Origin of the sequence: Paraburkholderia sp. SIMBA_053 (assembly GCF_046534895.1) — a bacterium.
GTDB lineage: Bacteria > Pseudomonadota > Gammaproteobacteria > Burkholderiales > Burkholderiaceae > Paraburkholderia > Paraburkholderia caledonica.
This window is the reverse complement of the sequence record NZ_JAWRXU010000669.1, coordinates 1-273: the sequence shown is the minus strand read 5'-3', so window position 1 is coordinate 273 and position 273 is coordinate 1. Positions and strand designations below refer to the sequence as shown.

The window sequence follows — 273 nt, the reverse complement described above, 5'->3', positions numbered from 1 at the left end:
GGCGAGATAGACGATCAGGTTGCGTTCGCCCTGTGCCGTGTCGAACGAGGGCAGCGCGCTCGTTTCGCGCTGCGTCATCCGGTAGCCGAGTTCCTGGGCCGCGCGCAGTACCTTGTCGCGCGTGGCGTCGGAGAACTTCGCGCCGCTCGCGTTGTTGAGCACGAGTGAAACCGTCGATTGCGAGACTCCGGTGAGCTTCGCAATGTCGGTCATGGTAGGGCGGCGTTGGGTCGTCTTCTTCATGGGCTTGCCGGCTGGAGTGCAGCAAACTTA

The 273-nt window shown here is 63.0% G+C and carries 1 protein-coding gene; it reads right to left on the bottom strand.

Annotated elements, in window-relative coordinates; genetic code table 11:
• On the bottom strand, window positions 1-243 hold a 243-nt coding region (locus tag SB753_RS37265; protein WP_410805165.1), incomplete at its 3' end, for a LacI family DNA-binding transcriptional regulator.
• Between the last annotated feature and the right edge of the window lie 30 nt (window positions 244-273).